23 protein-coding genes are annotated in these 25,800 nt (G+C 69.5%); 5 read left to right on the top strand and 18 right to left on the bottom strand.

Features of this window, described 5'->3' with window-relative positions:
* The first annotated feature begins 40 nt into the window (after positions 1-40).
* Complete coding sequence (gene qcrA / locus NCCP_RS03115; protein ID WP_149955706.1) at positions 41-1,084, top strand: cytochrome bc1 complex Rieske iron-sulfur subunit; 1,044 nt, start codon at positions 41-43, stop codon at positions 1,082-1,084.
* Positions 1,085-1,087: 3 nt separating this feature from the next.
* Positions 1,088-2,758, top strand: coding sequence for a cytochrome bc1 complex cytochrome b subunit (gene qcrB, locus NCCP_RS03120; RefSeq protein ID WP_149955708.1), 1,671 nt, complete (start codon positions 1,088-1,090; stop codon positions 2,756-2,758).
* A 110-nt stretch (positions 2,759-2,868) separates the two neighbouring features.
* Here qcrB and NCCP_RS03125 read toward each other — a convergent pair whose 3' ends face one another.
* The 6 genes from NCCP_RS03125 to NCCP_RS03150 form a co-directional block, all read right to left on the bottom strand.
* Positions 2,869-3,657, bottom strand: coding sequence for a GntR family transcriptional regulator (locus NCCP_RS03125; RefSeq protein ID WP_149955710.1), 789 nt, complete (start codon positions 3,655-3,657; stop codon positions 2,869-2,871).
* 149 nt (positions 3,658-3,806) lie between these two features.
* Positions 3,807-4,208 carry a cytochrome c oxidase subunit 4 gene (locus NCCP_RS03130; protein WP_149955712.1) on the bottom strand — a complete coding sequence of 134 codons (402 nt, stop codon included), beginning with the start codon at positions 4,206-4,208 and terminating at the stop codon, positions 3,807-3,809.
* 2 nt (positions 4,209-4,210) lie between these two features.
* Positions 4,211-5,929, bottom strand: a complete 1,719-nt coding sequence (gene ctaD / locus NCCP_RS03135) for an aa3-type cytochrome oxidase subunit I (protein ID WP_149955714.1) — start codon at positions 5,927-5,929, stop codon at positions 4,211-4,213.
* A 6-nt stretch (positions 5,930-5,935) separates the two neighbouring features.
* On the bottom strand, positions 5,936-6,817 hold the full coding sequence (ctaC, locus tag NCCP_RS03140; protein ID WP_149955716.1) for an aa3-type cytochrome oxidase subunit II: 882 nt from the start codon (positions 6,815-6,817) through the stop codon (positions 5,936-5,938).
* Between the two features lie 216 nt (positions 6,818-7,033).
* Positions 7,034-7,408 carry a HesB/IscA family protein gene (locus NCCP_RS03145; RefSeq protein WP_149955718.1) on the bottom strand — a complete coding sequence of 125 codons (375 nt, stop codon included), beginning with the start codon at positions 7,406-7,408 and terminating at the stop codon, positions 7,034-7,036.
* Positions 7,409-7,492: 84 nt separating this feature from the next.
* Positions 7,493-8,902: a dipeptidase gene (locus NCCP_RS03150; RefSeq protein WP_149955720.1), complete on the bottom strand. Its 1,410-nt coding sequence runs from the start codon at positions 8,900-8,902 to the stop codon at positions 7,493-7,495.
* A gap of 39 nt (positions 8,903-8,941) precedes the next feature.
* On the opposite strand from NCCP_RS03150, the gene NCCP_RS03155 reads away from it, so the two are divergent.
* Complete coding sequence (locus tag NCCP_RS03155) at positions 8,942-9,529, top strand: DUF3043 domain-containing protein (protein WP_149955722.1); 588 nt, start codon at positions 8,942-8,944, stop codon at positions 9,527-9,529.
* Positions 9,530-9,994: 465 nt separating this feature from the next.
* Here the strand turns inward: NCCP_RS03155 and NCCP_RS03160 are convergent, their stop codons facing one another.
* On the bottom strand, positions 9,995-11,068 hold the full coding sequence (locus NCCP_RS03160; protein ID WP_149955724.1) for a quinone-dependent dihydroorotate dehydrogenase: 1,074 nt from the start codon (positions 11,066-11,068) through the stop codon (positions 9,995-9,997).
* Between the two features lie 60 nt (positions 11,069-11,128).
* Here NCCP_RS03160 and NCCP_RS03165 point away from each other — a divergent pair, with 60 nt between their 5' ends.
* Positions 11,129-12,256 (top strand): alpha/beta hydrolase, encoded by a 1,128-nt coding sequence (locus NCCP_RS03165; protein WP_225873648.1) that lies wholly within the window; start codon positions 11,129-11,131, stop codon positions 12,254-12,256.
* A gap of 54 nt (positions 12,257-12,310) precedes the next feature.
* Here the strand turns inward: NCCP_RS03165 and NCCP_RS03170 are convergent, their stop codons facing one another.
* The 7 genes from NCCP_RS03170 to NCCP_RS03200 all read right to left on the bottom strand — a co-directional run bounded on the left by NCCP_RS03170 (position 12,311) and on the right by NCCP_RS03200 (position 19,951).
* On the bottom strand, positions 12,311-13,123 hold the full coding sequence (locus tag NCCP_RS03170; RefSeq protein ID WP_149955726.1) for an isoprenyl transferase: 813 nt from the start codon (positions 13,121-13,123) through the stop codon (positions 12,311-12,313).
* On the bottom strand, positions 13,120-13,872 hold the full coding sequence (gene recO, locus NCCP_RS03175; protein WP_149955729.1) for a DNA repair protein RecO: 753 nt from the start codon (positions 13,870-13,872) through the stop codon (positions 13,120-13,122). The genes NCCP_RS03170 and recO overlap by 4 nt, the downstream gene beginning before the upstream one ends.
* A gap of 171 nt (positions 13,873-14,043) precedes the next feature.
* Positions 14,044-15,783 (bottom strand): 2-isopropylmalate synthase, encoded by a 1,740-nt coding sequence (gene leuA / locus NCCP_RS03180; RefSeq protein WP_149955732.1) that lies wholly within the window; start codon positions 15,781-15,783, stop codon positions 14,044-14,046.
* 236 nt (positions 15,784-16,019) lie between these two features.
* Entirely contained in the window at positions 16,020-17,042 is a 1,023-nt protein-coding gene (gene era / locus NCCP_RS03185) for a GTPase Era (protein ID WP_149955734.1), read from the bottom strand.
* Between the two features lie 3 nt (positions 17,043-17,045).
* Positions 17,046-18,380 carry a hemolysin family protein gene (locus tag NCCP_RS03190; protein ID WP_149955736.1) on the bottom strand — a complete coding sequence of 445 codons (1,335 nt, stop codon included), beginning with the start codon at positions 18,378-18,380 and terminating at the stop codon, positions 17,046-17,048.
* Entirely contained in the window at positions 18,377-18,850 is a 474-nt protein-coding gene (gene ybeY / locus NCCP_RS03195; RefSeq protein ID WP_149955739.1) for an rRNA maturation RNase YbeY, read from the bottom strand. Before ybeY ends, NCCP_RS03190 begins: the two co-directional genes overlap by 4 nt.
* A gap of 3 nt (positions 18,851-18,853) precedes the next feature.
* Complete coding sequence (locus NCCP_RS03200; RefSeq protein WP_149955741.1) at positions 18,854-19,951, bottom strand: PhoH family protein; 1,098 nt, start codon at positions 19,949-19,951, stop codon at positions 18,854-18,856.
* Positions 19,952-20,320: 369 nt separating this feature from the next.
* Here NCCP_RS03200 and NCCP_RS03205 point away from each other — a divergent pair, with 369 nt between their 5' ends.
* A complete protein-coding gene (locus NCCP_RS03205; RefSeq protein ID WP_149955743.1) occupies positions 20,321-21,253 on the top strand; it encodes a GerMN domain-containing protein in 933 nt (310 codons plus the stop codon).
* Between the two features lie 169 nt (positions 21,254-21,422).
* On the opposite strand, the gene NCCP_RS03210 is transcribed toward NCCP_RS03205, so the two are convergent.
* The 4 genes from NCCP_RS03210 to hrcA all read right to left on the bottom strand — a co-directional run bounded on the left by NCCP_RS03210 (position 21,423) and on the right by hrcA (position 25,704).
* Positions 21,423-22,586 carry an IS701 family transposase gene (locus tag NCCP_RS03210; protein WP_414727694.1) on the bottom strand — a complete coding sequence of 388 codons (1,164 nt, stop codon included), beginning with the start codon at positions 22,584-22,586 and terminating at the stop codon, positions 21,423-21,425.
* A gap of 111 nt (positions 22,587-22,697) precedes the next feature.
* Positions 22,698-23,522, bottom strand: coding sequence for a 16S rRNA (uracil(1498)-N(3))-methyltransferase (locus NCCP_RS03215; protein ID WP_149955745.1), 825 nt, complete (start codon positions 23,520-23,522; stop codon positions 22,698-22,700).
* Positions 23,522-24,640, bottom strand: a complete 1,119-nt coding sequence (gene dnaJ, locus NCCP_RS03220; protein ID WP_149955747.1) for a molecular chaperone DnaJ — start codon at positions 24,638-24,640, stop codon at positions 23,522-23,524. Before dnaJ ends, NCCP_RS03215 begins: the two co-directional genes overlap by 1 nt.
* A 50-nt stretch (positions 24,641-24,690) precedes the next feature.
* Positions 24,691-25,704 carry a heat-inducible transcriptional repressor HrcA gene (gene hrcA, locus NCCP_RS03225; protein WP_149955749.1) on the bottom strand — a complete coding sequence of 338 codons (1,014 nt, stop codon included), beginning with the start codon at positions 25,702-25,704 and terminating at the stop codon, positions 24,691-24,693.
* Positions 25,705-25,800 lie beyond the last annotated feature (96 nt).

The raw sequence follows: 25,800 nt of genomic DNA on the forward strand, positions 1-25,800 counted from the left end.
ACTACGTACCTAGATATTTGAGAGAAGGATGAGAGACAACATGGGCGACCATAGTCACGGCGGTCCGAACGACACGGGCACCGTTGCTAAGGCTGGCCCGGGGCCGCTGGACACGTTCCAGGACCCCGGCCTCCCGCCGCACCGGAAACGCCTCGCGGACACCGATCCGCGGGCAGAGAAGCGGGCAGAGCGTCAGGTGGCGTGGCTGTTCGTCATCTCGATCATCGGAACGCTGTCGTTCTTCATTGCCTACTTCGTCATAGGCAGGACCGACTCGATCAGCGCCCTTCGAACCCAGAACATGCTGCTGGGCCTGGGCACCGCCTTCGCGATGCTCGGCATCGGGGTGGGCATCGTCCACTGGGCCAAGACCCTGATGCCGGACCACGAGGTGTCCGAATCGCGCCACGAGATCCGCACCGAGGCCGACCGCCAGGACGCGGCGAAGATCATCGGTGACGTGATCGAGGAAACGGGCATCAAGCGCCGTCCCCTGATCCGCAACACCATCATCGGCGCCATTGCCCTGGCTCCGATCCCGGCGATCTTCATGTTCCGCGACCTGGACCGCACCGGCGCCACCGCCGGCCAGATTGTGGACCGCCTGCGCTACACCATGTGGGACAAGGGCGTGAAGCTGGTCCGCGACCCGTCCGGCACCCCGATCAAGGCGTCCGACGTTCAGATCGGCTCCACGTTCCACGTGATCCCGGAGGGCCTCAGCGAAACCGAGCACCCGCTGAACGAGAAGGCCAAGGCCGTCGTTCTGCTGATGCGCCTGGACCCGGGCAAGATGAACATCTCCCCCGGGCGCGAGGACTGGCACTACAACGGCATCGTTGCCTACTCCAAGATCTGCACGCACGTGGGTTGCCCGGTCGCGCTGTACGAGCAGCAGACGCACCACCTGCTGTGCCCGTGCCACCAGTCGACGTTCGACCTCACGCAGGAATGCAAGGTCATCTTCGGCCCGGCCGGCCACGCGCTTCCGCAGCTGCCGATCACCGTGGACTCCGAGGGCTTCCTGGTGGCGCAAAGCGACTTCACCGAACCCGTCGGTCCGAGCTACTGGGAGCGTGGCTAATCCATGAGCACTGCAACTGAGTTCCAGGCCAAGACCCGGACCGGACGCATCGCGGACTTCGTCGACCAGCGCGTCGGCGGCTCCACGATGGTCAAGGAGTTCGGGCGAAAGATCTTCCCGGACCACTGGTCCTTCATGTTCGGCGAAGTGGCCCTGTACACGTTCGTGATCCTGCTGATCTCCGGCACGTTCCTGACGTTCTTCTTCGACCCCTCGATGGCGGAGACCCACTACGCCGGCTCCTACAACCCGCTGCGCGGGGTGGAAATGTCGGTGGCCTACGCCTCCAGCCTGGACATCTCCTTCGATGTCCGCGGCGGCCTGTTCATGCGCCAGGTCCACCACTGGTCCGCGCTGCTGTTCGTGGCCTCCGTGTCCGTGCACATGCTGCGCGTGTTCTTCACCGGCGCGTTCCGCAAGCCGCGCGAGCTGAACTGGGTGGTCGGCGGCGTGCTGCTGATCCTGTCCCTGGCTGCCGGCTTCACCGGCTACTCGCTCCCCGACGACCTGCTCTCCGGCAACGGCCTGCGGATCATCGACGGCGTCGTCAAGGCCCTCCCGCTCGTGGGCACCTACATCTCCGCCTTCCTCTTCGGCGGCGAGTTCCCGGGCACCGCCATCATCGGCCGCCTGTACATGCTGCACATCATGCTGGTTCCGGCGCTTATCCTCCTGATGGTCGCCATGCACCTGTTCATGGTGGTCGTGCACAAGCACACCCAGTACCCCGGCCCGGGCCGCACCGAGGACAACGTCGTCGGCTTCCCGGTCGGACCGGTGTACGCCGCCAAGGCCGGTGGCTTCTTCTTCATCGTCTTCGGCGTCGTTGCCCTGATCTCCGGCTTCTTCACGATCAACCCGATCTGGAACTACGGCCCGTACGACCCCTCCCCCGTGTCCGCCGGCACCCAGCCGGACTGGTACATCGGCTGGGTCGACGGCGCGCTGCGCCTGATGCCGGGCATGCTGGGCAACTTCAGCTTCGAGTGGATCATCCCGTTCCCCTGGGGCGCCAACACCCTGGTGCTGAACGTGCTGCTCCCGGCGCTGGTTCCGGCCATCGTCCTCCTGGGCCTGATGTTCGCCTGGCCGTGGATCGAGCGCTGGGTCACCCGCGACGACCGCGAGCACCACATCCTCGACCGCCCGCGCAACGCTCCGTTCCGCACGGCCGTTGGTGTCGCCGGCGTGGTCTTCTACAGCGTGATGTGGGCCGCAGCCAGCTCCGACCTGGTGGCGACGCACTTCCTGGTGTCCCTGAACGACGTCACCTACTGGCTGCGCGCACTGTTCTTCCTGGGCCCGGTCATCGGCTTCATCGTCACCCGCCGCATCTGCCTGGCCCTGCAGCGCAAGGACCGCGACATCGTGCTCCACGGCCGTGAGGCCGGCATCATCGAGATGTCGCCCGAAGGCGGCTTCTCCGAGCGCCACGAGCCGCTCGACGAGTACAAGCGCTACCGCCTGGTGGCCTTCGACTCGCCGGACGTCGTCCCGGCCCAGCCGGACGCCGTCGGCCACATCTCCCGCGCGGAGAAGCGCCGTGGCGCCCTTTCGAGGCTCTTCTTCGAGGACCGGGTCGCCCCGGTTACCCCGGAGGAACTCGCCGAGGCGCACGCCCACCACGGCCACGCGGCCGTCGAGGGCGGCGAGAAGGCCCAGATCGGCCACTAGGTTCCGGCCTGGCCCGGCGGGCACATGAAAGGGGCCCCATCCATTTGGATGGGGCCCCTTTCATGTGCCCGGGAATCTCCCCACTCCCCCGCCGCGGCGGCCCCCTGGGATTAGAAGTCGTCCTCGTCGTAGGCGCGCGGGGGGCGGGCGCCCGGGCGCTGCAGCGGCACCCACAGCTTGTAGCGGTCGGCACGGTACAGCGAGATGGAGTAGTCCACCAGGTTTTGGCGGACGTAGGCGTGCCGCTGGATGCGCAGCAGGGGGCTTCCGGCGTCGACGCCCAGGTGCTGGGCGTCCGCCGGCGACGCCGCGGACGCCTCGATCTGGTCCTCGCCCCATTCCATGACCAGCCCGTAGCGTTCGTTCAGGCAGCTGTAGAGGGACGTGGGTGCGGGCTCGTCCAGGAACCCCGGCACCCGCGCCGAGGGCAGGTAGTTCTCGTCCAGGCTCATCGGCTGCCCGTCGGCGAGCAGCAGGCGGCGGAACCGGATCACGGGGGTCCCCTCATCCAGTTCCATTTCGCGGGCAACCGCTACGGTTGCCGGTACCTCCTCGAAGCGCAGGACGCGGGCGGCGGGAACCATGCCGCGGCGCTGCATCTCCTCCGTGTAGGAGGTCAGCTTTACCTGCAGGTCCATCTTGGGGCGGGCAATGAACGTGCCGACTCCCACGACGCGCTCCAGTACCCCCTCTTCGACCAGGGTGTCGATCGCGTGCCGCAGCGTCATCCGGGCCACCCCGAAGTGCGTGGTAAGGTCGCGTTCGGAGGGAATGGGCTGGCCGGGGCGTCCGTGGGAGTCAATCTCCTGCTTGAGGGCGGATTTGACCTGCAGGTACTTGGAACCGTTGGAAGACGGGTCAAGGGCGGCCCGGACGACGAGCGGACGGCTGTGGGGCATGCAGGGACTCCTGAGCTGGCGGAAGGGTGCTACCCCCATGGTATAGCCCCCGGTGCCGGGGCCCTCTCCGGCCGGAGACCAGAAACGCCGGTGGCGGCATCCCCTTCGTGGGGATGCCGCCACCGGCGTTTGCTGCTGCGGTTACCGCCCTAGTGGGCGTGGTCGCCGCGGCTGTACTCGTACACCCAGCCGATGATGCCGATCACGGCCAGGCCCACACCCAGGTACAGGATCCAGTACCCGATGGCCAGGCCCAGGAAGCCGACGGCTGCGGCGGAGGCCAGCATCAGCGGCCACCAGCTCCACGGGGCAAACTTGCCGATCACGCCGGCGTTCTCGTGGATCTCGCCGTCGAGACGGTCCTCGGGACGGGGACCGACGCGCTTGGCCGTGTAGTACAGGTAGAACCCGATCATGCCGGCCATGCCTGCCACCATGAACAGCGCCGGGAAGCCGACCCACTCGTTCCACTCGGTCATGACGCCGTAAACGATGCCTACCGGGATGAAGAAAAAGATTCCCCCGAGGAAGAGCCAGGACTCAATCTTCATGTTTACAGGTCCTTCTGGTCGGCGGGGCCAAAGATCTTGGCAACGGCGGTGTCCGGCGTGTGGCGCGCGCTCAGCTCCGGGTGGTGGAGGTCAAGGGCCGGGCGCTCCGAACGGATGCGGGGGATGGAGTGGAAGTTGTGGCGCGGGGGCGGGCAGGAGGTTGCCCACTCCAGGGAGCCGCCAAAGCCCCACGGGTCGTCCACGGCGACCTTCTTGCCGTGGCGGGCGGTGACCCACACGTTCCAGAAGAACGGGATCATCGACATGCCCAGCAGGAAGGCGAACACGGTGGAGAACTGGTTCATCCCGGTGAATCCGTCTTCCGGCATGTAGTCGGCGTAGCGGCGCGGCATGCCCATGACACCCAGCCAGTGCTGGATCAGGAAGGTGCCGTGGAAGCCGATGAACAGCATCCAGAAGTGGATCTGGCCCAGGCGCTCGTTGAGCATCTTGCCCGTCCACTTCGGCCACCAGTAGTAGAAGCCCGCGAACATCGCGAACACCACGGTGCCGAAGACGACGTAGTGGAAGTGGGCGACGACGAAGTAGGTGTCGGAGACGTGGAAGTCCAGCGGCGGGGCCGACAGGATGATGCCGGTGAGGCCACCGAAGAGGAAGGTGGCCATGAAGCCCAGGCTCCACAGCATCGGCGTCTCGAACGTAACCGATCCACGCCAGAGGGTGCCGATCCAGTTGAAGAACTTCACGCCGGTGGGGACCGCGATCAGCATCGTCATGAAGCCGAAGAACGGCAGCAGGACGGCGCCGGTGACATACATGTGGTGGGCCCACACGGCCACGGACAGAGCGGCGATGGCGATCGTGGCGAAGATCAGGCCCTTGTAGCCGAAGATCGGCTTGCGGCTGAAGACCGGGAAGATCTCCGAGACGATGCCGAAGAACGGCAGGGCGATGATGTACACCTCGGGGTGGCCGAAGAACCAGAAGAGGTGCTGCCACAGGATGGGGCCGCCGGCCTCCGGGTCGAAGATGTGCGCCCCGAAGCGGCGGTCCGCGCCGAGGGCGAACAGTGCGGCGGCCAGCGGCGGGAACGCCATCAGGACCAGGATCGAGGTGATCAGCGTGTTCCAGGAGAACACCGACATGCGCCACATGGTCATGCCGGGGGCGCGCAGGCAGATGATCGTGGTGATGAAGTTCACCGCACCCAGGATGGTGCCGAAGCCGGAGAGGGCCAGGCCGAAGACCCAGAGGTCACCGCCGGCTCCGGGGCTGAAGGTGCTGTTGGACAGCGGCGCGTAGGCGAACCAGCCGAAGGAGGCGGCACCCTGCGGGGTGATGTAGCCGGAGACCGCGATGGTGGATCCGAAGAGGAAGAACCAGAACGCCAGCGCGTTCAGGCGCGGGAAGGCCACGTCGGGGGCACCGATCTGCAGGGGCATCATGACGTTGGCGAAGCCGGCGAACAGCGGCGTGGCGAACATCAGCAGCATGATGGTCCCGTGCATGGTGAACAGCTGGTTGTACTGTTCCTTGGTCTGCAGGATCTGCATGCCCGGTTCGAACAGCTCGGCACGGATGAGCAGGGCCATCACGCCGCCAAGGCAGAAGAACAGGAAGGACGCGATCAGGTACATGTACCCGATGGTCTTGTGGTCGGTGGTGGTGATCCAGTTGACGACGATGCGTCCCTTGGAGACCGGCACGACGCGTGGGGCGATCGCCTTGGCGTCTTCGGTCGCGTATTCGTAGGTGGTCATTGCTGACTACTCTCCTTCGCCGTGGGACGTGTTGGCGGAAGAATTGACGGTCCCGGGGATGCGGTCGTACTCCGCGCCGAGGTGGCCGTCCTCGAGCGTGGCGAGGTGCGCCTCAAACTCGGCTTCGGAAACGACCTTCACGTTGAAGAGCATTTCGGAGTGGTATTCGCCGCAAAGCTCCGCGCACTTGCCGTCGAACGTGCCCTCGACCTGCGGGGTCAGGTAGATGTGGTTGGTCCGGCCCGGGAACATGTCCAGCTTCTGCAGGAATGCGGGAATCCAGAACGAGTGGATGACGTCGCGGCTGTTCAGCTCGAAGTGGACGGAGCGGTTGACAGGCAGGTACAGCGTCGGCAGGGTCTCCTCGACGCCCTCGGTGCCGTCAAGCTGCGCCTGGACGCCGGCAAAGTGCTTCTCCTGGCCCTCCCAGGTGTAGTTGAAGTCCCAGGACCACTGCTTGCCGCGCACGTCGACAGTCAGGTCGGAGTTCTCCACCGGGTTCGCGATGCTGCGCTCGGTGTCGTCCGAGAAGCCGAAAAGGGTCAGGACCAGCATCAGCGGAACGGCCGTGTAGAAGATCTCAAGCGGCAGGTTGTAGCTGAGCTGGCGCGGGTAGCCGGTGTCGCCCTTGCGGCGGCGGTAGGCCACCATGCACCAGATGATCAGCCCCCACGTGAGCAGGCCGATCAACAGCGCGGCGATCCAGGAATTGACCCAAAGGTCCTGGATCATACCGGTGTGGTTGGTGGTATCCCGGTTCTCGTTGGGGAGCCAGCCACGCTGGACCTGCTCCGAACAACCCGTCAACAACAGCGCGCCTGCGGCGGCGACGGCCAAGACCTTGGCCCCGCCCCCGCGCCTGCTGCTGGTTCGGTCTTGCGAACTCACAGACGGCCCTTCCTCTTTGATAGTGCTGAATGATGCTTCAGCCCACCGCCGACCGGCATCTTTTGCTGGGAAGCAGCCGTGGCATGGCTAAAGAAATCCATAGTTTTACTACTCATCGTAGAGCTTACCCCTTTGGGGCCCCCAAACGTGACAGAAACTCCGCCCCTCCCGCTGGTTTACCCACGGGTGCGGGCGGAGTTTCCGGCCATCGGCTCCTTAGTGGAAGGAGTCGCCGCAGGCGCACGAGCCGCCTGCGTTCGGGTTGTCGATGGTGAATCCCTGCTTCGAGATGGTGTCCTCGAAATCGATGGATGCGCCGTTGAGGTACGGCACGCTCATCTTGTCGACAACGACCTCGACGCCGTCGAAGTCGCGCACTGCGTCACCGTCGAGGAGCCGCTCGTCGAAGTAAAGCTGGTAGATCAGGCCCGAGCAGCCGCCCGGCTGGACGGCCACGCGCAGGCGCAGGTCGGTGCGGCCTTCCTGCTCAAGGAGGCTGCGGACCTTGCCGGCGGCGACCTCGGACAGCTGGACCTCGTGGGTCGGCAGTTCGGTCGAGTCGGCGGTGGTGTCGTTGGTGGCGGCTGTCATGGTTGTCCTCCGTTGCTGCTCATGGCGGGCCTCCGGGACCAGGCCGGTCCCGCCCTTGTATCAATGGTACGTCGGCTGGGATGCTTACGCCTCTTGCCCGTCCAGCTGCGCCAGAAGCAGGGCCTCGGCGAGGATGGCGTTGCGGAAGTCCCCCAGGTGCAGCGATTCGTTCGGCCCGTGCGCGCGCGAGTCCGGGTCCTCCACCCCGGTGACGAGGATGCGGGCCTGCGGGAAGATTTCGGCCAGGTCGGCGATGAACGGGATGGAACCGCCCACCCCGATCTCCACGGCGGGCACCCCCCAGGCCTGTTCCAGCGCCCACAGGCAGGCCCGGGCGGCCGGGGCCAAGGTGTCCGTGGTGAAGGCGTGTCCCGCCTCCACGGGCTCGAAGCGGACCTGCGCGCCAAACAGGTCCTGCGCCAGCACGTGCCGTTCCAGCGCCGCCAGCGCGGCCTGGGGGTCCTGGCCGGGGGCCAGGCGGAGGCTGACCTTGAACCGGGCTGCCGGGACCAGCGCGTTCGAGGACAGGGCCACGGACGGGGCATCGAAGCCGATCACGGACAGCGCGGGCTTGTTCCAGAGCCGGTCGGCGAGGCTGCCGCTGCCGGCCAGCCGGTAGCCCTCCACGACGGCGGCGTCGGCGCGGAACGCGTCCTCCGGGTAGTCCACCGCCGCCCCTTCCCGGGCGTGGAGCCCTTCGACGGCCACGTTCCCTTCGGCGTCATGGAAGCTGGCGATCAGCCGGGCGGCCAGGGTCGGGGCATCCAGCACCGGGCCGCCATACATGCCCGAGTGCACCGCGTGTTCCAGCACGCGCACCTCCACCACGGCCGCGGCCAGTCCGCGCAGGCTGGTGGTCAGCGCCGGGACGCCAACCTTCCAGTTCATGGAGTCGGCCACCACGATCACGTCGGCGGCCAGCAGGTCCCGGTGTTCCTCGAGGAAGCGGCGGAAGGTGGGCGAGCCGGCCTCCTCTTCCCCCTCGATGAACAGGACCACGCCGAGCCCGAAGTCCGCGGTGGTCTCCAGCACGGCGCGCAGCGCCGCGACGTGGACCATGATCCCGGCCTTGTCATCCGCCGCCCCGCGTCCGTACAGGCGGCCGTCGATTTCCGTGGCGGTGAACGGTGGCGTGTTCCACAGGGCCTCGTCGCCCGGGGGCTGCACGTCGTGGTGGGCGTAGAGGAGGATGGTGGGCTTGCCCGCGGCGGCGGGCCGGCGGACGACGACGGCGGGTCCGCCGGGCAGGCCTCCCGGGGCCTGCGTGCGCAGGATGCGCACCTCCCCGAGCCCGAGGCCGCCCACGAGGCCGGCTACGGCCTCGGCGCTGTGCTGGAGTTGCTCCGGGTCGAAGGAGTCCCAGGCGATGCCCGGGACCGCCACCAGATCCTTCAGCTCCGCGAGGGTTCGCGGCAGGGCGGCGTCCACCGCCGCCGCCAGAGCGGTGCCCGGCGCCGCGGCGTGACCGTGATATGCCGTGTCAGGGGTAGTCATGTGGCACAGCCTACCGCCGGTCCGGGCTAGACTTGGCGGGTGTTTGGACGCAAGAAGGACGAAGCCGCCGCCCAGCCGGCCGCCGCAGAGGAACTGACCGAGACCCCCACCCAGGGCAAGGGCGCCCCGACCCCGAAGCGCAGTGCCCAAGTGGCCAGCCGTAAGCGGCCGCTGGTGCACACTGACCGCAAGGCTGCGCGCAATGCCGCGCGCGCCGAGCGCCTGGCCGCCCAGGAGCGCCTGCGGATCGCCAACGAGACCGGCGACGACCGTTACATGATGGCCCGCGACAAGGGACCGCAGAAGCGTTTCGCACGCAACTTCGTCGATGCCCGCTTCATGGCGGGCGAGTTCCTGATGTTCGCCATCTTCGCCTTCCTGATCTTCTCGCTGGTGATGCCCTCCAGCGCCGAAATACAGGTCGGCATCACCTTCGCCCTGTGGGGGGTGCTGGGCATCACCGTCCTGGACGCCTTCATCATGACCCGCCAGCTCAAGAAGCGCCTGGCGGCGAAGTTCGGCCAGGTGGAACGGGGCGTGCTCTGGTACGCCGCCATGCGCGGGCTCCAGTTCCGCAAGCTGCGCGTGCCCAAGCCGCTGGTCAAGCGCGGCCAGGACGTCGGCTGACCGCACGGCCCTACACAGCCGGCAGAGACAGAAGCGGCCCTGCAGAGACAGAAGCGGCAGGGTGCAGTATCAGGGGCAGGGGCGCTACCGGCGCCCCTGCCCCTGCCGTTGGGGCCCGCCGCGCGCCAGTGGCGCCCGGACCCCCTCCCGGCCACACGTCATTGGAGCCGTTCCCTTGGCGCCCCCGTTTTTCGCCCGTACGCCCCCAAGACATCCGGGTGGACCCGGCGCGGGTCCCCTGCGCAGGCGCCGGTTTGACCCTACGGGCGGTCCGGGCGGGGCGCACGGGTGGAGGGGTACCCGATTCCGGCATGCGGCTACGTGGAACCGCCCGCCCCGGCTTCCCGGGCCCGCCCGGTGTTGCGCGGGAGCGCCGGCGGCCGGGCACGGGGAAAGGCTGTAAATACTACGCAGGGGAGGCTTCCGTGCTGGAAGCCTCCCCTGCGTTGTGCTGGAAGGAAAAGGTCAGCCGCGGGCCAGCGCCTTCCGCAAGCCGCGGTTGATGCGTGCGGCCCAGAAGGGACCCTCGTAGAGGAACGCGGTGTAGCCCTGGACCAGGTCTGCCCCCGCGTCCAGGCGCTCGAGCACGTCCTGGGCGGTTTCGACGCCGCCGACGGACACCACCGCGGTCTCCGGGCCCAGGCGCCCGCGCAGGCGCCGCAGCACCTCCAGCGAGCGGGCCTTGAGCGGGGCCCCGGAAAGCCCGCCCGCGCCGATCTCCTCGATGCGGGCCGCAGGCGTGGCCAGTCCCTGCCGGGCGATGGTGGTGTTGGTGGCGATCACCCCGTCCAGCCCCAGGTCCCTGGCGAGGTCGGCGACGTCGTCGATGTCCTCGTCAGCCAGGTCGGGGGCGATCTTCACCAGCAGCGGCACGTGGCGTCCGGCCACGCGGTCCGCTTCCGCCCCCACCGCGGAGAGCAGCGGGCGCAGCGACGCGATGTCCTGCAGCAGGCGCAGGCCCGGGGTGTTCGGGGAGCTGACATTCACTACCAGGTAGTCCGCGTGCGGGGCCAGCAGCCGGGTGCCGGCCAGGTAGTCCTCCACGGCGTCCTCGAGTTCGACCACCTTGGTCTTGCCGATGTTCACGCCCAGCACCGGACGGGCCGCGGGGAAGCGGCGGGCCAGCACCGGTCGGGCGGCCCGCACGCGCGGGGCCACCGAGGCGGCGCCGTCGTTGTTGAAGCCCATGCGGTTGATCACCGCGCGGTCCTCCACCAGGCGGAACAGGCGCGGCTTGGGATTGCCCGGCTGGGCTTGGCCGGTAATGGTCCCGACCTCCACGTGCCCGAAGCCGAGGTCGGCCAGCGCCGCGACGCCGTGGCCCTCCTTGTCGAAGCCGGCGGCCAGCCCGAACGGGGACGGGAAGTCGATGCCCATGACGGTCCGGCGCAGCGAGGGGTGCGGCCGGGTGATCCTGCGCAGCAGCGCCGACGCCTTGGTCTCCTCCGTAAGCCGGATCAGCCGGAAGCCGATGTGATGGGCCTTTTCCGGGTCCATGCCGGAGAAGACGAGGCGGAAGAAGGTCGGGTAAATGCGCATGGGTTCCAGTTTTCCGTGTGGGTGCACGGGCGGCAACTTGGGGGTGGTTATGCTCATCACATGGTGATGGACACGGAAGCGTGGGCAGCCGACACGCCGCCGGGGTACGCGACGGACACCCTGCCCGGCCAGTGGGTCCCCGACCTGCTGGGGCGGGGTTTCGAATACACCACGCTGCATGCCGGGGAGGACGAGGACGGGCCGTTGTGCGCCACGCTGGTGCGCTACGTGCCGGAAGGTCCCGCCAGCCCCGCCGAGCACGGCCCGCGCCTGCGCGGAAGGGTGGCGGGGCTGGTGGGGCGTGCCGGGGCGCGCCACCCCGGGCCCGGTGCGCCGGTGCCGGCGGTGCTGGCCCTGCACGGCTGGACCGACTACTTCTACAACGTGGAACTGGCCCGCTACTGGACCCGCCGGGGCTACCGCTTCTATGCCCTGGACCTGCGCCGCTACGGGCGCAGCCTCCGCGCGTGGTCCACGCCGGGTTTCACCACCGACCTGTCCGAGTACGACGCCGACCTCGAGGCCGCGTTCGCGGCGATAGCGGCGGATGTGGGCAGGCTGGGCGACGTGGTGTGCGTGGCCCACTCCACGGGCGGGCTGATCGCCAGCCTGTGGGCGGACCGGAACCCGGGACGGTTTTCCGCGCTGGTGCTCAACAGCCCGTGGCTGGAAACGCAGGGCAGCTGGCTGGTGCGCAACGCCGCCGCCGGCCTGCTGGACCCGGTGGCGCGGCGGCGGCCCAAGACCCGTTTGAAGCTGCCGGAGGTGGAGTCATACTGGCAGTCCATGAGCCGCGAGGGGCACGGGCACTGGGACCTGCATCCGCTGTGGCGCCCGCGACACGCCTTCCCGGTCACCGTGGGGTGGCTCACCGCGGTGATGGCCGGGCACGCGGCCGTGGCCCGGGGGCTGGACATCCACGAGCCGATCCTGGTCCTGACCGCCAGCCGGACCCGCTTTGGTACCGTCTACGACCCGGAAATGCTGCGGGCGGACAGCGTCATCGAGGTGGACACGGTGCGCCAGCGCGCCGTGGGCCTGGGGCGGGAGGTGTCGGTGGTGCGGGTCCACGGAGCCATGCACGACGTCTTCGCCTCGTCGCTTCCGGCGCGCCGCGCCGCCTACGCCGCGCTGTCGCGTTGGGCGGGGGGCTACCTTCCCGCCCCGGAGGAGCCCGGCCGGGCCTGACCGGACCTCACCTGACCGGACCTGCCCGGAGGGGGTGGAGCGGGCCGGGTGCGGCTAGGGCGCGGCCTTGTCCACGGCGCCGCCGTAGCGGCGGTCCCGGCGCGCGTAGATCTCCACGGCCTCCCACAGGGTGCGGCGGTCGACGTCGGGCCAGAGCACGTCCATGAAGACCATCTCGGCGTAGGCGGACTGCCACAGCATGAAGTTGGAGGTGCGCTGTTCGCCGGAGGTGCGCAGGAACAGGTCCACGTCCGGAAGGTCCGGCTCGTCCAGGTACCGCGCCACGGTCTTTTCGGAGACCGCGGAGGCCTTGAGCCTGCCGGCGGCGACATCGCGGGCGATCGCCGCGGCGGCGTCGGCGATCTCCGCCCGTCCGCCGTAGTTCACGCACATGGTGAGCCGGCACAGGCTGTTGTGTTTGGTCTCCTCCTCCGCGTCGCGCAGTTCGTTGACCACGGATTTCCACAGCCGCGGCTCGCGTCCGGACCAGCGGATGCGCACCCCCCACTCCCCCAGCTGGCGGCGCTGGCGGCGCAGCACGTTGCGGGAAAAGCCCATGAGGAAGCGCACCTCCTCGGGGCTTCGCTTCCAGTTTTCGGTGGAGAATGCGTATACGGTCACGAACTCGATCCCCAGCTCGATCGCGCCCGCCACGACGTCCACCAGCGCGGCCTCTCCGGCCCGGTGCCCCTCGGTGCGCGGCAGGCCGCGTTCGTTCGCCCAACGCCCGTTGCCGTCCATGACGATCGCGACGTGCCGCGGCACCAGCGCCTTGGGGATCGGCGGGGGCACCGCCCCGCTGGGGTGGGGTTCGGGGGCTTGGGGAGCACGGCCGGACGGTCCGCGCTTACTGCTCAGGGAATTCACGCTCTCTCCACATGTTTGAGTGACTTGACCACCCGTTCCAGATGCCACTGCAGGTATCCTGCCACGATGCCGGCCGCTTCCCGGCGGGCCCCGGGGGGGCTGCCGTTGGCGCGGGACCAGTCCCCGCTCAGCAGGGCCGCGAGCAGCCCGACGGTTTCCGGGGCCGGGGACTGCGAGCCGGCCGGGCGGCAGTCGTGGCAGACCACCCCGCCCAGCGGGATATTGACCGCGGTGTGCGGGCCCGGCGCCCCGCAGCGCACGCAGTCCGTGAAACTGGGCGCCCATCCGGCGGTCGCCAGGGCCCGCAGCAGGTACGAGTCCAGCAGCAGGCCGGGGTCGGTGTCCCCGCGGGCCAGCGCGGCCACCGCCCCGTGCAGGAGCCGGAACTGCGCCGCCCCGGACTCGCCGTCGGTCTCCGTGAGCCGCTCGGCGGTTTCCGCCATCGCATGCGCGGAGGTGTAGCGGGCGTAGTCGGCGGCCAGGGCCTGCCCGTAGGGCGCCCGCAGCTGCGCCTGGGTGACGACCTCCAGGGTCCGCCCGCGCACCAGCTGCACGTCCACGAACATGAAGGGCTCCAGCGTCGCGCCCAGCTTGGAACTGGTCCGCCGCACACCTTTGGCCACGGCGCGCACCTGACCGTGCTCCGGGGTCAGCAGGACCACGATCCGGTCCGCCTCCCCCAGTTTGTGCGTGCGCAGCACCAGGGCCGGGGTCCGGTAGGACTTGGCTGCGAAAAGGGAGGGGGACACGGGTTCCATTGTCCCAGAGAACCGCCGTGCCCGCGGCACGCCCTCCGGGGCCGGTACGACGCCGGAGCGGGCGGTGGGGGCGGAACGGGTTGTGGGGACGGACCGGGTTGTGGGGGCGGACAGCGGACAGGGCCGGGGCGCCGCCCCGGCCCTGTCCGTTGCGGACTGCTCCTAGCGGGCGTCGCGGATGGCGCGGTTGACCGCGGAGATGACGGCCTTGAGGGAGGCGACGCCGGTGTTCGTGTCGATGCCCACGCCCCAGAGCACCCGTTCGCCCACGGCGCATTCGACATAGGCGGCGGCCTGGGCGTTGCCGCCTTCGCTCAGCGCGTGCTCGGTGAAGTCCAGCACGCGGACGTCGACGCCGTCCTCTTCCAGGATCTTCAGCAGCGCGTTGATGGGCCCGTTGCCGCCGGCGGTGCGCCGCTGGGGCTGGCCCCCCACCAGCAGGGTGGCGGAGAGCTTGAAGGTGCCGTCCTCGGCGGTTTCCGCCGTGACGGACCCGAGCTCATAGTGGCCCCACTTGATGCCCTCCTCCGCCTTGACCGGGAGGTACTCGTCCTGGAACACCCGCCACAGCTCGCTGCCGGTGATTTCGCCGCCGGCCGCGTCGGTGTGGCGCTGGATGACGCCGGAGAATTCGATCTGCGCGCGGCGGGGCAGGTCCAGCTGGTGTTCGTTCTTGAGCAGGTAGGCCACACCGCCCTTGCCGGACTGCGAGTTCACGCGGATCACGGCCTCGTAGGTGCGGCCGATGTCCTTCGGGTCGATGGGCAGGTAGGGCACCGCCCAGACGATCTCGTCGACACTCTTGCCGGCTGCCGCGGCGTCCTTCTCCATGGCCTCGAAGCCCTTCTTGATGGCGTCCTGGTGGGAGCCGGAGAAGGCGGTGAAGACCAGGTCGCCGCCGTAGGGCGAACGCTCCGGGACCGGCAGCTGGTTGCAGTACTCGACGGTGCGGCGGATCTCGTCCATGTCGGAGAAGTCCAGCATGGGGTCGATGCCCTGGCCGAACAGGTTCATGCCCAGGGTGACCAGGTCGACGTTGCCGGTCCGCTCCCCGTTGCCGAACAGGCAGCCCTCGATGCGGTCCGCGCCGGCCAGGTAGCCCAGCTCGGCGGCGGCCACGCCGGTGCCCCGGTCGTTGTGGGGGTGCAGCGAGAGGATGATGGAGTCGCGGTTGGCCAGGTTGCGGTGCATCCACTCGATCGAGTCGGCGTAGACGTTGGGGGTGGCCATCTCGACGGTCGCCGGCAGGTTCAGGATCATCTTCTTCTCCGGCGAGGCCTCCAGCACCTCGGCGACGGCGTCGGAGATCCGTTTGGCGAACTCCAGCTCAGTGCCGGTGAAGGACTCCGGGGAGTACTCGTAGGTGATCTTGGTGCCGACCAGCTGCTCCTCGTACTTCTTGCACAGCCGGGCGCCGGTGAGGGCGATGTCGACGATGCCGTCCTGGTCCTGGTTGAATACGACGCGCCGCTGCAGGACCGAGGTGGAGTTGTACAGGTGGACGATCGCCTGCTTGCACCCCTCGAGGGCCTCATAGGTGCGTTCGATCAGGTGTTCCCGGGACTGGGTGAGGACCTGGATGGTGACGTCGTCCGGAATGCGGTCCTGCTCGATCAGCTGGCGGACAAAGTCGAAGTCGGTCTGCGAGGCCGAGGGGAAGCCGACCTCGATCTCCTTGAAGCCCATCTTCACGAGCAGGTCGAACATCTTGTGCTTGCGTTCGGGGCTCATCGGGTCGATCAGCGCCTGGTTGCCGTCGCGCAGGTCCACCGCGCACCAGCGGGGGGCCTGGGTGATGTACTTGTCCGGCCAGGTGCGGTCCGGCAGGGACACGGTGATCTGGTCCTGGAACGGGACGTACTTATGGATGGGCATTCCGGAGGGCTTTTGCATGTTCTGCATGGTTCAGGTGGCCTTTTCAGTGGGGATGAAATGGGTGGCCGGCAACATCGGAACTCCGCCGCGAGGGGTCGGCCCAGGACCGCTGGTCCTATCTGGCCTCGCAGCGGCGGCTAAGTAGCAGCATTCCCGAACTCACGCCCTTACAGTAGCACCCGCCCACTTCGTGCCGGGCATTGTTGCGCCGGCGGCAGGCGGCAGGCAGCAGGCGGGCGGGTGCGCCCGCCCGCCCGCGCCGGTCAGAAGCCCAGGCGTCCCAGCTGCTTGGGGTCGCGCTGCCAGTCCTTGGCGATCTTCACGTGCAGGTCCAGGTAGACGCGGGTGCCCAAGAGTGCCTCGATGCCCTTGCGGGCGCGGGTGCCGACCTCGCGCAGGCGGGCGCCGCCACGGCCGATGATGATGGCCTTCTGCGAGGAGCGCTCGACGTAGAGGTTCACGCGCACGTCCAGCAGCGGATTGTCCTCGGGGCGCCCTTCGCGCGGAACGATCTCCTCCACCACCACAGCGAGCGAATGGGGAAGCTCGTCCCGCACGCCCTCGAGGGCGGCCTCGCGGATCAGCTCGGCGACCATGACGGCCTCCGGCTCGTCAGTCAGTTCCCCGTCCGGGTAGAGCGGCGGGGAGACCGGCATCTGCTGGACCAGGATGTCGGCGACGGCCTGGACCTGGAAGTCCTTGGTGGCGGAGACCGGCACGACGGCGGCCCAGCCCCCCGCCCCGAGCGTTTCGGTGCCCAGGGCCTCCACGGCGACCAGCTGCCTGGCGAGGTCGGAGCGGTCGACGAGGTCGGCCTTGGTGACGATCGCGACGATGGGCTTGCGCTGCAGCTGCGCCAGCTGGGTGGCGATGAAGCGGTCGCCGGGGCCGATCTTCTCGTTGGCGGGGATGCAGAAGCCGATCGCGTCGACCTCGGAAAGGGTTTCCGCGACGAGGTCGTTCAGGCGCTGCCCCAGCAGGGTGCGCGGCCGGTGCAGGCCGGGGGTGTCCACGAGCACCAGCTGGGCGTCGTCGCGGTGCACGATGCCGCGGATGGTGTGCCGGGTGGTTTGGGGCTTGGCCGAGGTGATGGCCACTTTCTGCCCCACCAGCGCATTGGTCAGCGTGGACTTTCCCGCGTTGGGGCGGCCCACGAAGGACGTGAAGCCGGCACGGTAGCCTTCCGGCCACTGCGTCGGGAGCAGGCCCGGCACCTGGATGGGGGTGCCCTCCTGCCTGCGGTCCCCCCGGCCTTGATCCTTGGGGCCCGTGTTCCTGGAAGCCATCGGCTACTCCTCGTTCCGGTCGCCGCGCAGCGCGGCGTCCTTTTCCTTGCGGCCCTGCGGGCCGTCGTCGTCTGTGTCTTTGGGGGCCGGCTCGTCCTCGAGCCAAGCCAGCAGGGTGCCGAGGCGGTTGCGCCGGCCCTGGAGCCGTTCGGCCTGCAGGCGGATGCCGTGCACCGAGACTTCGGAGCCGACGATCGGCACGCGGCCCAGCGTCTTGGCCAGCAGTCCTCCGGCCGTGTCGACCTCGTCCTCCTCGATCTCCCGGCCGAACAGCTCGCCCAGGTCGTCGATGCCCAGCCGGGCGCTGATCCGGTACACGCCGCCGCCGAGGTCCTCGGTCTCCGGGCGGGACCGGTCGTACTCGTCGTCGATCTCCCCCACGATCTCTTCGATGAGGTCCTCCAGGGTGACCAGGCCCGCCGTGCCGCCGTATTCGTCTATCACGATGGCCACGTGGGTGGATTCGCGCTGGAGTTCGCGCAGCAGGTCCCCGACCAGCTTCGATTCGGGGACGTACCTCACCTCCCGGCTGACCGACTCCACGGTGCGGTGCTCGTCCGGGTGCGCATGGAGCCGGGCCGCGACGTCTTTGAGGTAGACGATGCCCGTGACCTGGTCGGCACTGTCGCGGATCACCGGAATGCGCGAACAGCCCGAGCGCAGGAACAGGCTCATCGCCGACTCCAGCGGGGTGCCCTGCTCCACGGTGACCATGTCGGTGCGCGGAACCATGACCGAGCGCACCCGGGTGTCGCTGAGGGCGAACACGGAGTGGATCAGGTCCGCCTCCGCGTCCTCGAGCACGTCGGCCTCGTTGGCCCGGTCCACCAGATCGCGCAGCTGCTCCTCGGTGAAGAACGCGTCCTCGGCGTCGGGGGCATTGGGGGCGACGGCTGTGCCGATGGCGACCAGCCAGCCCGGGACAGGCCCCAGGATGAGGCGCAGCAGCCGCACCAGCGGCGCGGTGAAGGCCACGACGCCGGCGGCATGGTTGCGGCCGTAGCGTCGGGGGGACACGCCCACCAGTACGAAGCCGATCGCGGCCATGGTGGCGGTGGCCAGCAGGCCGGCCACCCAGATGCTGCCGAACAGGTCGTGGTAGAGGATCGCGATCGCGACGGCGGAGGCGGTTTCGAACCAGATCCTCCAAAACCGCACGGCGTGCGTGTGCGCCGTCGGCTCGGCCAGGATCCGGCGCAGCCGGGGCCGGGGGCGTTCGGCCAGCATCTGTTCGGCGTCGTGGCGCGGGAGGTGGAGGAAGGCCGCCTCGGCGGCGGTCAGCAGTGCGGCGCAGAGGATGAAAAGGACGGCAAGCAAAGCCAGGACGCCCGGGATCACTGCATCGTCTCCCGCGGGGCCGGGCGGCCGAGGAAGGCCTCCAACAGACTGCGCTGCAGGCCGAACATCTCTTCCTTCTCGGCCGGGTCCTCATGGTCGTAGCCGAGCAGGTGCAGCATCCCGTGGGTGGCCAGCAGCAGGATCTCGTCCGCGGTGGAGTGCCCGCCGGCGCGGGCCTGCTGGGCGGCGACCTGCGGGCAGATCACGATGTCGCCGAGCATCCCGGCCGGGGTGGGGCTGCCCGGGCTGCCCGGGCGCAGTTCATCCATCGGGAAGGACATGACGTCGGTGGGCCCGGGCAGGTCCATCCATTCCAGGTGCAGGCGCTCCATCGCGTCCTCGTCCACGAGGATTACCGAGACCTCGGCCTCGGGGTGGACGTAGAGGCTGTCCAGGATGTGGCGGCCCAGCGCGGCGACGGCCTCGAGGTCGGCCTCCATGGAGGATTCGTTGTTGACTTCCACGGACACGGGCTAGTCCTCCTGGGCTCGGGCGGCCGGGGATGCGGCCTTGCCGCGCCGGGCCGGACGCGGACGGGGGGTGCGGGCACGGGCCTGCCAGGCCTCGTAGGCGTTGACGATGTCCCCGACCAACCGGTGGCGGACCACGTCGGTGGAGTCGAGCCGGCAGAAGGCGATGTCATCCACGCCCTGCAGGATCTCGGTAACCACCTTCAGCCCCGACTTGGTGGCCCCGGGCAGGTCCACCTGGGTGACGTCGCCGGTGACGACGATCCGGGAACCGAAGCCCAGCCGGGTGAGGAACATCTTCATCTGCTCCGGGGTGGTGTTTTGGGCCTCGTCGAGGATGATGAACGCGTCGTTGAGCGTGCGCCCGCGCATGTAGGCCAGCGGGGCAACCTCGATGGTGCCGGCGGCGATCAGGCGCGGGATCGATTCGGGATCGACCATGTCGTGCAGCGCGTCGTAGAGCGGGCGCAGGTAGGGGTCGATCTTGTCGGTGAGCGTCCCGGGCAGGAAACCGAGCTTCTCGCCGGCCTCCACCGCGGGGCGGGTCAGGATGATCCGGTTGACCTCCTTGGCCTGCAGGGCCTGGACGGCCTTGGCCATGGCCAGGTAGGTCTTGCCGGTGCCGGCGGGGCCGATACCGAAGATGACCGTGTGGGCGTCGATCGCATCCACGTAGGCCTTCTGGTTCACCGTCTTGGGCCGGATGCTGCGCCCGCGCCCGGTGAGGATGTTCAGGCCGAAGACGTCCTGGGGGCGCGATTCGCGGCTCCCGTCCAACATCCGCACCAGTTGCTCGACCACCTGCGGGGAGACGCGCGTGCCGCGGGCGGCCAGGGCGCGGGCCTCCTGCACCAGGCGCTGGGCCTTGGCGACCTCGGCCGGGTCGCCGCCGAAGCTGAGTTCGTTGCCGCGGACATGGAGTTGGGCCGCGGGGTAGACGCCCTGGATGATGCGCAGGACCTCGTCATGGGCGCCGAGCGTGGCGACCATCTCCTCCGTGCTGTCGAAGTGGATGCGGGTCCGGGCCTGTTCGGCCTGTTCGGCCTGCTCGGGCGCGGGGACGCGCGCCGCGTCCCCCGGGTTGCTGACGTCCTCGGTCATGCTGCTGGCGGACCTCCCCGTTGGTTCGCGCCGGCGGATCCGGCCGCGGGCTCTCCCGGGCCTTTCCGGCGCCCTTCCATCGTACTTGACCTTGTCGGCGCGTCCCCGGGCCGGCCCCTGCATAAGGGATGGAGCACGCCGGGCGCACGCACCGTGCATCCTGTTAGGGTGCGCTGTGAAGTTCCCTGCGTGGTGCCCTGTGAGGTGTTGGGACCAAAGGACACGGGCCAGTCACGGACGGAGGCTTTGGTATCGCTTGTGCAACGTTCCGGGCGGCAGGCCCTCGGGTGCCGCGCCTCCCCGGCGGGCTGTGCCAAGCTGGGTTAAGCGCCGCTTGGCTGTCCGTGTTTTCGCAGGAAGGAATGACCCTTGACCCGCCACACCCGCCTCAGGACCCGCGCCCGTATCGCCGCGCTGGGACTGGCGGCGTGCCTGGCGATGGTTTCGGCCTGCGCGGAGGGGCCCGGCGGGGCGTCCAGCACCATGCCGGTGCCCACCGAGGCCCTGCAGAAGGTGCCCGCGGCCGCCAGCGGCACGGCCCTTGAGCCGGTTGCCTCCCGCAGCCTCTCCCCCGTCTACTGGCTGGGAGAACGCGACTCCACCGTCTACCTCTACCGCGAGTACGTGCGGGCGGAGGACCAGGGCGATCCGGTAACCACCAGCATCAAGCACATGCTGGAGCAGTCACCGGAGGACCCCGACTTCTTCAACGTGTGGAGCCCCGCCAGCCGCATTGGCACCTCGATCTCGGCCGACAACGTGATCACGGTGGACCTCTCAGCCGACGCGTTCGCGCGCCGGCTGGACGCGGGGCTCGCCCAGCGCGCCATCCAGCAGCTGGTCTTCACCGCGACGTCGGCGGCGGCCAACGCCGGCCTGCTGGGGGGAGCCGCCGCGGAGGTGGTCCTGCTGGTGGACGGGCGTGCCGGCCACGAAGCCTTCGGCCACGTTCCCCTGGATCGTCCCCTGTCCCGGGACGCGACCTTTGGCGCCCCGATCTGGATCGTGGACCCGGTGCAGGGCGGGGTCGCCACGGGCAACCCCGTGCGCATCCACGGCTACGCCGCGGACTTTCCCGCCGGAACCCGCTGGGAGGTGCGGCAAACCGACGGCGGGAAGGCCGATCCGGTGGTCGCCTCCGGCACCGTCCGGACCGGGGAGGCGGACCTGGCCGCCAACGAGTTCGAGATTTCCCTGACGCTCCCCCGGGGCAGCTACCGGCTCGCGGTCTGGGGTGCGCCCCCCACCGGCACCGGGCGACTGGCCGAGGACACCAAGGACTTCACCGTCCAGGGGAACTAGTACTACAGTCGCGTTTATTTCCGCTCTTGGCGTGTCCGGTAGTGGTGTTTTCGGGCGTTGTGCTGGTGTTTTCGGCGCCAGCGTGAGCGGTCCAGGACGTGCTCGGGGTTGGGGATGTGGGCCCAGGCGAGGCGGGTGATCAGGTGCCGGATCTCGGGCAGGGAGAGTGCTACGAGGCCTGGCCGCCCGGGTCCGGTGCCCCCTTTTTGGCCTTGACGGCGGTCAGGAAGGCGTGGGCGATCATGGACAAGGTGATGTGCCGGTACCAGCCGGTGTATTGGCGGACCTGGTAGTGGTCCAGGCCGGTCTGGCCCTTGGCGGTCTGGAAGGTCTCCTCGATGGCCCACCGGATCCCGGCGATCCGGGCCATCTCGGCCAGCGCGACGCGCTTGGGGGTGTGGCAGATGAAGTACGCGGCCTCGGAAGGGTCGGCCAGGGACCGTCGGGCCAGCAGCCAGTGCTCGGCACGCCCGTCCTCGGCCCCGTTGATGCGCACCCTCGCCCAGGCGTAGTCGCGCACGCCCTTGGACCCGGACCCGGCCGAACGGGTCCGCCACGCGGTCGGGACCAGGTCCGCCACCGCCTGATCGGCGCGCTTTTCGGTGCCGAGCCAGGACCCGTCCTTGACCACGACGCGCTGGGAGACCGGGACCGCGAGCACGTAGAAGAGCCCGCGTTCCTCCAAGGTCCGGCGCAGCCGGTGGTACTGGCCGTAGACCGCGTCCCCGGCCACCCACCAGGCGGGTACCCCGGCGTCCACGGCGCGCTCGATCATCTGAATCGCCAGGTCGCCCTTGGTCTTGAACCCGCGCCCTTCCGGGATGCCGGCCGCCGCGCAGCGGTCCGGGTCCTCCGTCCATTCCTTGGGCAGGTAGAGCTCGCGGTCCAGGAACGTGCGGCCCTGATTGGTGGCGTAGGTCAGGAACACCCCGATCTGGCAGTTCTCCACCCGGCCCGCGGTGCCCGAGTACTGGCGGGCCACCCCGGCCGAGCGCTTCCCCTTCTTCAGGAACCCGGTCTCGTCCACGATCAGCACCCCCTCCGGGTCACCGAGCCGATCCACGACGTAACCGCGCAGGTCATCCCGCAGCCCGTCCGGGTCCCAGTCCGTGCTCGAGAGCAAACGCTGCATCCGATCCGGCACCCGATGCCCGGCCCGCTCCGAAAGGGTCCAGGAATTCTTCCGCTCCGCTTCCGAGAGCAGCCCCCGCACGTACTCCACCGCGTTCGCCCGCGGCTCCGAGCGGGCGAATCTGCCCCCGATCAGCTCCCCGACCTCGACAAGGCCCTCGGCCCACTCCCGCACTTCCGCCACGCAAACATCATCGCCCACCCGTAAGGATTAACACGATGACGGCGGGTGGACCCGGCAACACGCCGGGCCCACCCTAAGCAAACGCGACTGTAGTACTAGGCCGCAGCAGCCCCTCCGGTTTTCGGCCGTTCAGTCCAGCAGGCCCGCCAGGTGGCGCACCAGCACCAGCGCGGCGGGACCGGCCGTGGAGGCCCGCAGGACGTGGGAACCCAGGCGTGCCGGTACCGCGCCGGCAGCGGCGAGCCTTTCCACCTCCGTGTCAGAAATTCCGCCCTCCGGACCAACAATCAGCAGGATCTCCCCGGGAAGCGCCTCCGCGGGGGCCGGCGCCTCGGGGGCCTCGTAGCGGGCCCGTGCGGCCATCCACTCCGCCACCACCGCGCCCAGCGGCCGCTGCGCCTGCTCGTGCAGCACAATGGCGAGCCGTTCCGCGGCGGCGCTGCCTCCGCCCGTTGCGCAGCGCGCGGCGAGCTGCGCCGTCGTCAGTACGGGTTCCACGGCGGGCAGGCGCGAGCGGCGCGACTGCTTGAGCGCGGCGCGCACCGTCGATTCCCACTTGGCCTGTCCCTTGGCGGCGCGGTCGCCCTGCCAGCGCACCACGCAGCGCTCCGCCTGCCACGGCACCACCCGGTCGATGCCCAGTTCAACGGCGGACTCGACCGCCAGCAGGTCGCGGTCGCCTTTGGCGAGGGCCTGGACAAGGACCGTGGAGACCGCGGGTGCCGGGTCGGTGTGCAGCTCGTCGACGCGGGCGTCCAGCCCCGCCTTGGCGGTTGCGGTGACGGTGCACACGGCGCGGCGGCCGCGTCCGTCCACGAGGTCGATGGCCTCCCCGGCCCTGACCCGCTTGACCGCTACGGCATGGTGCCCCTCGGGGCCGTCGAGGGTAAGCGTGTCCCCGGCCCGAACCCCGTCGAGGGCTCCGGGCCCGGCCAGGAACGACTGGTTGCTCATCAGCCGCGCAGCTTGTCGCGCAGGCGGGAGAACACCCCGCGGTGCTCAAAGCGGCCCTCGGCCACGTGGTCGCCGCGCAGCTCGGCCAGCCGCTCCAGCAGCTCGCGCTGCTCGGCGTCCAGCCGGGTCGGGGTCTCCACCTCGATGGTGACGATCAGGTCGCCGCGGCCGGTGCCGCGCAGGCGCGGGACTCCCAGCTGGGCAAGGCGGACGCTTTCGCCGGACTGGGTACCCGGCTCCACGGTGACGGTCTGGCTGCCGTCGAAGGTGTCCAGGGAGATGTCGGTACCCAGTGCGGCGGCGGTCATGGGAACTTTCAGCGTGGCATGCAGGTCGTTGCCGTCGCGCTCGAAGACCGGGTGCCGGCGCACCTCGATCTCGACGTAGAGGTCCCCGGCCGGGCCCCCGCCGGGGCCGGCCTCGCCCTGGCCGGCCAGGTGGATGCGGGTGCCGGTGCCGACGCCGGCGGGCACCTTGAGCTGCTTGCTGACGCGCTGGCGCACGCGGCCCTGGCCCATGCACTCGTTGCAGGGGCTTGGCAGGGTGGTTCCGTAGCCGCGGCAGGCGCTGCAGGTCTCCACGGACATCATCTGGCCCAGGAAGGAGCGCACCGGGCGCTGCACCTGTCCACGCCCGTGGCAGATGGTGCATTCCACGGGGTGGGTGCCGGGCCGGCAGCAGCTGCCGTTGCAGGTGGGGCAGGTGACGGCGGTTTCCATCTCCAGCGGGTACACCACGCCCCGGACGGCGTCCTGCAGGTCGATGGTCGCGGTGATGAGCGCGTCGCGGCCCCGGCTGGTCCGGGACATGGGGCCCTGCTGGCCTCCGCCGGCGCCGAAGAACTGCTCGAAGATGTCGCTGAAGCCGAAGCCGGCCCCGGCTCCGCCCGCGCCAAATCCGCCGGTGCCGTTCTCGTTGCCCGTCGCGTCGTAGTTGCGCCGTTTCTCGGTGTCGGAGAGGACCTCATAGGCCCGCGTCACCAGCTTGAACTGCTCGGCCGCCTCCTCGCCGGGGTTCACGTCCGGGTGCAGCTTGCGGGCCAGCTTGCGGTAGGCCTTCTTGATTTCCTCGGTGCTCGCGTCCTGCGCGACGCCCAGGACGTCGTAGTGGGTGCTCACAGTCTTCGCTGTGTCCTTTCGTGAGGGTGAATTCTTGGCGCGGGGCCGGGTCAGCCGGCGAGGATCCGCGACAGGTACCGGGCGACGGCACGCACGGCCGCGATGCTGTTGGGGTAGTCCATGCGGGTCGGGCCCAGCACTCCGACCTTGGCGGTGGATCCGGGGACGTAGCCGGTGGCCACCACCGAGGTCTCCGCCAGGCTGCCGTGGGCGTGCTCGCTGCCGATGCTCACCGAGATCCCGTGCGCGTCCTGCTCCATCTCGGAGAACAGGCGCAGCAGCACCACCTGCTCCTCGAGGGCCTCCAGCACCGGGGTGATGGTGTGGGAGAAGTCTCCGGTGGCGCGGGCCAGGTTCGCGGTGCCGGCCATGATGATGCGCTCGGCGCCGCTGTTGCGGGCCAGCGCGCCGACCGCGGCGGCCAGCTGGGCGCCCGCCGGCGCGAGCCGGGGCGGCAGCTGGTCCGCGGCGCCCTGGCACAGGTCGCGGACGTCCTCCATGCGCCGGCCGGACAGGGCGGCCAGGAAGGCGGACTTAAGGTCGTGCAGGTCCTCGTCGGTGGTTTCCGGGGCCAGCGGAACGACCCGCTGCTCCACCTTGCCGGTGGTGGAAATGAGCACCACGAGCACCTGTCCGGCGCCGAGTCCGACGAGTTCGATGTGGCGGACCTTGGCGTCGCTGAACCGGGGCACCTGGATGACGGCGACCTGGTGGGTCAGCTGGGCGAGCAGGCGCACCGTGCGGTCCAGGACCACGTCCATGTCGTCCGAGCCCTCCAGCAGCGACTGGATGGCGCGGCGTTCGGCCGGCGAAAGCGGCTTGACGTCCTCGATGCGGTCCACGAAGCGGCGGTAGCCCTTCTCGGTGGGAATGCGCCCGGCCGAGGTGTGCGGGGCGACGATCAGCCCCTCCTCCTCGAGCGAGGCCATGTCGTTGCGGATGGTCGCCGCCGAGACCCCGAGGCGGTGGCGCTCCACGAGCGCCTTGGAGCCCACGGGCTCGCGCGAGTGTACGTAGTCCTCGACGATGGCCCTTAAGACCTCAAGCCGCCGCGGTTCGGACATGGTCCCACCCTCCGTGCTCTCTTTCGCCGAGGCCTTAGCACTCGACACGTTCAAGTGCTAAGTCTAATACCTTCCGCGCGTTGTTAGCATGGGGGC

Source organism: Zafaria cholistanensis (assembly GCF_008580665.1).
Taxonomy (GTDB): domain Bacteria; phylum Actinomycetota; class Actinomycetes; order Actinomycetales; family Micrococcaceae; genus Zafaria; species Zafaria cholistanensis.